This window comes from Chthoniobacter sp. (assembly GCF_040003245.1).
Classification (GTDB): domain Bacteria; phylum Verrucomicrobiota; class Verrucomicrobiia; order Chthoniobacterales; family Chthoniobacteraceae; genus Chthoniobacter.
This window is the reverse complement of record NZ_JBDUCX010000318.1, coordinates 1-6,707: the sequence shown is the minus strand read 5'-3', so window position 1 is coordinate 6,707 and position 6,707 is coordinate 1. Positions and strand designations below refer to the sequence as shown.

At 62.0% G+C, this 6,707-nt stretch carries 6 protein-coding genes; 4 read left to right on the top strand and 2 right to left on the bottom strand.

What is annotated here, in order from left to right; translation table 11 throughout:
* On the top strand, window positions 1-2,507 hold a 2,507-nt coding region (locus ABJF10_RS28185; RefSeq protein ID WP_348547951.1), incomplete at its 5' end, for an autotransporter-associated beta strand repeat-containing protein.
* Window positions 2,508-2,547: 40 nt separating this feature from the next.
* Here the strand turns inward: ABJF10_RS28185 and ABJF10_RS28180 are convergent.
* Together ABJF10_RS28180 and ABJF10_RS28175 are read right to left on the bottom strand one after the other, a co-directional pair.
* Window positions 2,548-3,495 carry a ThuA domain-containing protein gene (locus tag ABJF10_RS28180; RefSeq protein ID WP_348547950.1) on the bottom strand — a complete coding sequence of 316 codons (948 nt, stop codon included), beginning with the start codon at window positions 3,493-3,495 and terminating at the stop codon, window positions 2,548-2,550.
* Between the two features lie 127 nt (window positions 3,496-3,622).
* On the bottom strand, window positions 3,623-4,342 hold the full coding sequence (locus ABJF10_RS28175; protein WP_348547949.1) for a tetratricopeptide repeat protein: 720 nt from the start codon (window positions 4,340-4,342) through the stop codon (window positions 3,623-3,625).
* Window positions 4,343-4,502: 160 nt separating this feature from the next.
* On the opposite strand from ABJF10_RS28175, the gene ABJF10_RS28170 reads away from it, so the two are divergent.
* Genes ABJF10_RS28170 through ABJF10_RS28160 form a run of 3 tightly spaced genes read left to right on the top strand, consistent with a single transcriptional unit; the run spans window position 4,503 to window position 6,685 of the window.
* Window positions 4,503-5,357: a sugar phosphate isomerase/epimerase family protein gene (locus ABJF10_RS28170; protein WP_348547948.1), complete on the top strand. Its 855-nt coding sequence runs from the start codon at window positions 4,503-4,505 to the stop codon at window positions 5,355-5,357.
* 6 nt (window positions 5,358-5,363) lie between these two features.
* A complete protein-coding gene (locus ABJF10_RS28165) occupies window positions 5,364-5,888 on the top strand; it encodes a hypothetical protein (RefSeq protein WP_348547947.1) in 525 nt (174 codons plus the stop codon).
* Between the two features lie 59 nt (window positions 5,889-5,947).
* Window positions 5,948-6,685 carry a DUF1080 domain-containing protein gene (locus tag ABJF10_RS28160; protein ID WP_348547946.1) on the top strand — a complete coding sequence of 246 codons (738 nt, stop codon included), beginning with the start codon at window positions 5,948-5,950 and terminating at the stop codon, window positions 6,683-6,685.
* The last annotated feature ends 22 nt before the right edge of the window (window positions 6,686-6,707 follow it).

Below are 6,707 nucleotides of genomic sequence, written 5' to 3'. Positions count from 1 at the left end.
TCACGGTCACGTCGGGTGGAAGCAGCGCTCCTCCCGCCAACCCCAAGGACGCCCCGGTCGTCGTGGCTGGCACCGCCAGCTTTTCGGCCATTCAAGCGGGCACGAACACGGTATCCGGGGTGATCGGCGGCACCGGTGGTTTCAACCAGAACGGCACGGGCAAGACCATCCTGACCAACACGGAAACGTACACGGGACCGACCAACATCAACGCGGGCACCCTGCAGGTGGACGGTTCACTGGCCGCGGGCAGCACGGTCGCCATCGGGACTCTCGGCACGCTGAGCGGAGCCGGCACGATCAACGGCAACGCCACTTTGACCGGCAACGGGATCATCAACTTTGCCTCCGGTGGAAAGATCCTCGGCACACTCGGAATCACCGGCGGCAATTGGAATGGCGTGGGCACGGTCAATGGCCTGATCACGGCCAGCAGCGGCGCTTTCAACATCAACGGTAACCTCACCGCCCCGGCCGGCCTGAACTTCACCGGCGGAACCCTCGGCGGCACCGGCACGCTCAACGGCGGCTTGAATTACACCAGCAGCGCGAGCAGCACGTTGAGCTTCATCATCGCGGGAGGCGGTTCGCTGACTTTGAACAACAGCAGCGCCACCGTCACCATCGCCCTGACCGATACCTACACCGGGGCGACCACGGTGAGCGCGGGCACCTTGCAGATCGGCAACGGGACGGCGGGCAATCTAACGAACACCAGCGGCGTAGCGGTCAGCGGCACCGGCGTCCTCGCGCTGAACCTGGCCAGTGGATCGACCTTCGCGCCGAGCGTCACGGTCACGTCGGGTGGAAGCAGCGCTCCTCCCGCCAACCCCAAGGACGCCCCTGTCGTCGTAGTCGGCACCGCCAGCTTTTCGGCCATTCAAACGGGCACGAACACGGTATCCGGGGTGATCGGCGGCACCGGTGGTCTCAATCAAAACGGTGCAGGGACGACCATCCTGACCAACACCGAGACTTACACCGGATCGACCAGCATCAACGCCGGCACCCTGCAAGTCGATGGCTCGCTGGCCGCGGGCAGTACGACCGCCATCGGTACTCTCGGCACTCTGACCGGCGCTGGCACGGTCAACGGCAACGCCACTTTGACCGGCAACGGCGTCATCAACTTCGGAGCAGGTGGAAAGATTGGCGGAACGCTCGGAGTGACGGGTGGCAATTGGAACGGCGTGGGCAGCGTCACCGGTCTGGTGACCTCCAGCAGCGGCGTTTTCAATATCAACGGCAACCTCACGACGCCCACGGGATTGGCCTTCACCGGCGGAACCATTGGCGGCGCGGGCACGCTGACCGGCAGCTTGACCTACACCAGCAGCGCGAGCAACACGCTCGGAGTCGTGGTTGCCGGAACCGGTTCCACCCTCACCATGAACAGCGCCAATGCGACGTTGACGGTGACGGCGAACGACACCTACACGGGAGCGACGACCATCACTGCGGGCACCTTACGCGTCGGTAACGGCGCGACCGGCAACCTGACCGGCACGAGCGGGGTCACCGCCAGCGGCAACAGCACCCTCGCGCTGAACTTGGCGACCGGGGCCACGTTCACGCCGAACGTCGCTCTCAATTCGGGTTCCGCCCCTCCCGCCAATCCCAAAGACCCTCCCACCGCGAGCGCCACGGCCAGCTTTGCGGCGGTTCAAACGGGAACGAACACCGTGTCCGGCGTGATCAGCGGAACGGGCAGCTTCAACCAGAACGGCATCGGCACGACCATCCTGACCAACGCCCACACCTACTCCGGCGGCACCAACGTCAACGCGGGCAAGCTCGTGGTCAACAATGTCACGGGCTCCGGCACCGGCACTGGTGGAGTGACCGTCAATTCCACCGGCACGCTCGGCGGAAGTGGGACGATCGCGGGCGCAGTCACCCTCAATAGCGGTGGCTTCGTTGCTCCCGGAGTCGGGTCGCCCGGAGTCGCCGGGACGACTTTGCACGCGACGTCCATGATGTGGAATGCCGGCGGCACGCTCAGCCTGCAGCTTGGCGCCACGGGCGACGAACTCGTCCTCACCGGCGCGCTCACCAAGGGCTCAGCCGGCACCTACACGCTGAACCTCATCGATGCGGGAATCACGCAGAGCAGTTACACGCTGGCGACCTTCGCCTCGACGACTTTTGCCCAGTCGAATTTCACGATTAACCTGCCCGCCAGCTACACGGGTATCCTCGTGGAAACGGCCACCAGTCTCTCGATCAATCTGACGCATTCCCAGCAGATTCCGGGCGGGTCGTCCGGGGCGACGTTGACCGTCAACGGCAATCAATCGACCGGAACGACGACGCAAACGATCTCGGGAGGCGGACTCACGTTGAGTCAAGGCCTTCGGATGAACAGTTCGATTGCACCAGCCGACGAGGGGGACAGCAGCAGCCAGACGACGTTCACCTTTACGCCCACACCCGAACCGAGCAGTGCCGCTCTGCTCGCGTTCGGCATCGTCGCACTCGCGGGCCGGCGTCAACGTCGGCGCGCCTGAGCGCGATCGACGTCCGTTGCTCAATCCAAACGCCGCCGCCTTACGGCTTGGGAGCGGCCGGGGTCGCTTTCGGCTTCGGCTCTTCGTAGTTGGGATTCGTCAGTGCCCCGGGTGCGACTTGCTCGATATTCGGCGTGACGTCCGCCGTCGCGTCACCCAGCGCCCACGAAATGCCGCCGGCCAGCACGTCCTGGAAAATCGGATTCGTCCAGACATCCTCCCGATGTCCCATGGAGGTATAGAAGACGCGGCCTTTCCCATGCTTCCGCGCCCAGGTGGCAGGATACGGCGGACGCTGGTACATCGGCCCCTCCATCGACTCGGTTTCCTGGAGCAGCAGCACGTGCAAATCCTTGCGGTAGTCCTTCAGCGAGTACCACTCCTCCTGGAAGGAAAAGCCATCGGCATGATTTTCCATCCCGGGGAATCTGGGATCGATGCAGCGCATCTTCGACACCTGCTGCTTGCCGTGGATGATGAATTCAGCGCCGAGCATCTTCACGTACGCGTCCGCCTCTTCACCGTGGTTCTTGTAACGGTCCGGACCTTTCACCGCTTCGTTGGCGGTGTGAAAGGTATCGGCCGCGCTATGTGAGCCGATGAAGCCCTTGCCGCTCGCCACGTAATCGAGAAACGCCTGCTTGCCCTCCGGTGACATCGGCGGATTTTTGTCCGTGCCCGGCGAGCAGAGATCGCCGGTGGTGTAAAAAAAGAGCGCGTCGAATTGCGCGAGGTACTGCGGATTGAAGAGCGAGCCGTCCTTGGAAAAGGTGAACTCCCAATTGTTCTTCGGCCCCATCTCGAGCAATTGCTTTTCCGCATAGCTGGGCTGACCGTTCTTGTAGGTGATCACCGAATGCTCGAAGCCACTCGACTTCGAGAAGAAGAGGATCTTGCGCTTGGGGCCGGCGGCGAGGATCGGGCGGGAAAGAGCCCAGCTCCCGAGCGTGGCAGCGGTGGTGGTGCGGAGGAAGGAACGACGATTCATGTGGGGTGGAGGTGGTGGAACGTGGGAAGGAAAGTTGCGTCCGATATCGCCCTGCTGTCCAGTTCCTTTCCGATTTCATGGAGGGAGTAAAAACGAAATCCAGACATCGCTAACGATCAGACAAGTTTCATTTGGGGGATGAATTCCGTTTGGCCTTTAATCCCTGCACATACTTCAGTTCACGCGCCGCTCTGGCATCCTTCGGATCGGTCGCGAGACACTGCTGATATTTCTTTTCCGCCTCGTCGAGTTTCCCGAGTTCCACGAAGACAAATCCCTGGCCACGCCGCGCGCGTCCGATTTCTTCGCCTTTGCTCACGGCGGGGCCGAGTGGCGCCTGCTCCTCCGCCAGTTGGAAGGAGAGCAGAGCCTGGGGCCAATCCTTCATCAGTAAATAGATCGAACCCTGCTCCGACAAATAATGAGAGCTAAACGGCGACAGAGCGAGCGCGAGGCGAATGGCGGCCTGCGCATCGTCGATCCGCCCGAGGTCCTGCAAGGCGTACGATTTCAGGAAGTAGGCGTCGGACCAAACGGAGGACAAGGCAACCGCGTCCTTCTTATCGGCCGCCGCTTGCAGCAGCAGCAACATGCTCTCCTCGGATGTTCGGGCGCAATAGATCTTCCGCTTGTCGCCGTCGTAAGCGGCTTTGAATGCGGCCGTCACTTTGTCGCATTGCTCGATGGCCGCCACCGGGTTCCTGCTGTCGATGAGGCTTCGGGCGTCCTTGAGCAGGGAGCGCATCTGCGGATCCTTGTCGGGATCCGCGGCCGATACCGAGGTCGCACCGATGGCCATCGCCACGCCGGCAACCAGGACTTGCATGACTACGTGAGGGGTGCGCATGGATCTCTCCCGAGGAAGCAATGGTGGACGAGGGAAGGCAACGAGACAACCTCGCAATCCACCGGCTTGACTCCCGCTCGCGAACCGCGCCAAATGCCCGCCCGCTCTTCGCAAAATTTAATTGCCAATAATTCCCACTCCTCACCCCACCCTACCCACCATGTCCCGCTTCGGCCTCAACACCTTCCTCTACGCCAGCCCTTTCACCAACGACAGCGTGAAGCTTTTCCCCAAGCTCAAGAAGTGGGGCTTCCAGACCGTCGAGATCCCCGTCGAGGCGCTGGAGCATATTGATCCAGCGAAAGTCAAGGCCGCCGCCGACAAGGCCGGCCTGAAGATCGGCAGCATCTGCGCGTGCATGGGACCGGGCCGCGATCTCCGCGGCAGCGCGGCGGACCAAAAGACGGCGCACGAATACGTGAAGGGCCTCATCGACCAGGCGGTGGTCCTCGGCTGCCCGTCGGTCATCGGGCCGATCTATTCGGTGGTCGGCCTCATCGGGCCGCATGACGACGCGGAGAAGAAGCAGCAGTTCGACCTCGTGGTGAAGAACCTCAAGCCGCTCGCCAAGTACGCGGAGAAGAAAGGCGTGAAGCTCTGCATCGAGCCGCTCAACCGTTTCGAGACCGATTTCCTCAACACCTGCGACCAGGGCCTCAAGCTCATCAAGGCCGTGGGCAGCAAGGCGGTGACGCTGCACCTCGATACCTTCCACATGAACATCGAGGAGAAGAACCAGGCCGCCGCGATCCTCAAGGCCGGCAAGCTCCTCGGCCACTTCCACGCCTGCGGCAGCGACCGCGGCACGCCCGGCGGCGATCACATCGACTGGGCGCCGATCGTCAAGGCGTTGAAGAAGATCAAATACAAGGGCGACATCGTCATCGAATCGTTCACCACCGACGTGAAGGTCATCGCCCGCGCCGCCGCCATCTGGCGCAAGATGGAGCCCAAGCGTGACGATATCGCGGTCAAGGGCCTGGCGAACTTGAAGCGGTTCTTCGGCAAGAAATAAGGCGTCATGTTTGCCGCCCGCCTCCTCTCCTGCCTCGCGCTCGTGCTTGTGGGCTTGGGTGTAAGTGTAAAGGCGCAGGCCGCGGATGAAGCGGCGATCCGCGCCTTCCTGCGCAAGGAAGGCCTTGGCGGATTGCGTCTCGACCAGCCCGCGAAAGAGGTCATTCAGTTGCTCGGCAAGCCGGAAAAACAGGGCAAGCTGGCTCTCCAGGAGGCGGACGGAAATTACGTCCAGACGTGGAGCTATCCGGCGAAGGGATTGCAACTCGTCATGTCCGCCGGCGGCAAGAAGGATGGCGCGAAAACCCTCGCCATGATCACCGCCCGGGCGCCCTGCGATCTGGCCACCCAGCGCGGGATCAAGATCGGCAGCCCAGCGAGTGCGCCGCGCAAAGCGTATGCCGCTTTCGCCGATCCAGACAGTCCTCCGACTCCGGATGCCTTTGTCGTCGTTTCGGTTTACGGTGGCATCATCTTCAACTTTGAGCACGGCAAAGTCAGCCGTATCTTCTTCGGCGCCGCCGCCGAATAGGCGCGCAAACTACTTCTAAGACCCCGCCGCCAATCCGATTCTCCCAACACTACCCACACATGAAACTCCTCCCTCTCGTCGCCCTCACTTTTCTCGCCGCGGCCTCGCTGCACGCCGGCGAAAAGAACCTCTTCAACGGCAAAGACCTCACCGGCTGGCAAGGGGTGGAGGGCTTCTGGAGCGTCCAGGACGGCTGCCTCACCGGCAAGACCACGACCGAAAACATGGTGAAGGAAAACACCTTCCTCGTCTGGCAGGACGGCGAGGTGGGCGACTTCGAGCTGACCTGCAAATTCAAGCTCGTCGACTTGAACGGCGACTCCAAGGGCTTCGGCAATTCCGGCATTCAATACCGCAGCAAAGTCGTGAAGCCGGAATACTTCGTCATCTCCGGTTATCAAGCCGACATGGACACCACCAACAAGTACACCGGGATGCTTTATGAGGAGAAGGGCCGCGGCATCTTGTGCCTGCCCGGGCAAGCGGTGACGATCAGCGACACCCCGAAGGATGCGGCCGACGCGAAAGCCAAGGACTTTAAGATCGAGGTTACTGGCTCTTCCGGCACCGGCGACGAGATCAAAGGAGCCATCAAGGCCGCCGACTGGAACGAGTACAAGATCATCGCCAAGGGCAATCACCTGCAACATTTCGTCAACGGCAAACAGACCGCCGACATCACGGACAACGACGCCAATCACGCGGCCCTGAAGGGTGTCCTCGCCCTGCAACTGCACAAAGGCCCAACGGGTATGACCGTGCAGTTCAAGGACATGATCCTGAAGACGGATAACTGATCGTATCGATCAGGACGACTTC

Bases quoted from the DNA above. Each gene is read 5' to 3' on its own strand.
- ABJF10_RS28180 (WP_348547950.1), bottom strand. From the start codon at position 3,495: ATGAATCGTCGTTCCTTCCTCCGCACCACCACCGCTGCCACGCTCGGG.
- ABJF10_RS28175 (WP_348547949.1), bottom strand. From the start codon at position 4,342: ATGCGCACCCCTCACGTAGTCATGCAAGTCCTGGTTGCCGGCGTGGCG.
- ABJF10_RS28170 (WP_348547948.1), top strand. From the start codon at position 4,503: ATGTCCCGCTTCGGCCTCAACACCTTCCTCTACGCCAGCCCTTTCACC.
- ABJF10_RS28165 (WP_348547947.1), top strand. From the start codon at position 5,364: ATGTTTGCCGCCCGCCTCCTCTCCTGCCTCGCGCTCGTGCTTGTGGGC.
- ABJF10_RS28160 (WP_348547946.1), top strand. From the start codon at position 5,948: ATGAAACTCCTCCCTCTCGTCGCCCTCACTTTTCTCGCCGCGGCCTCG.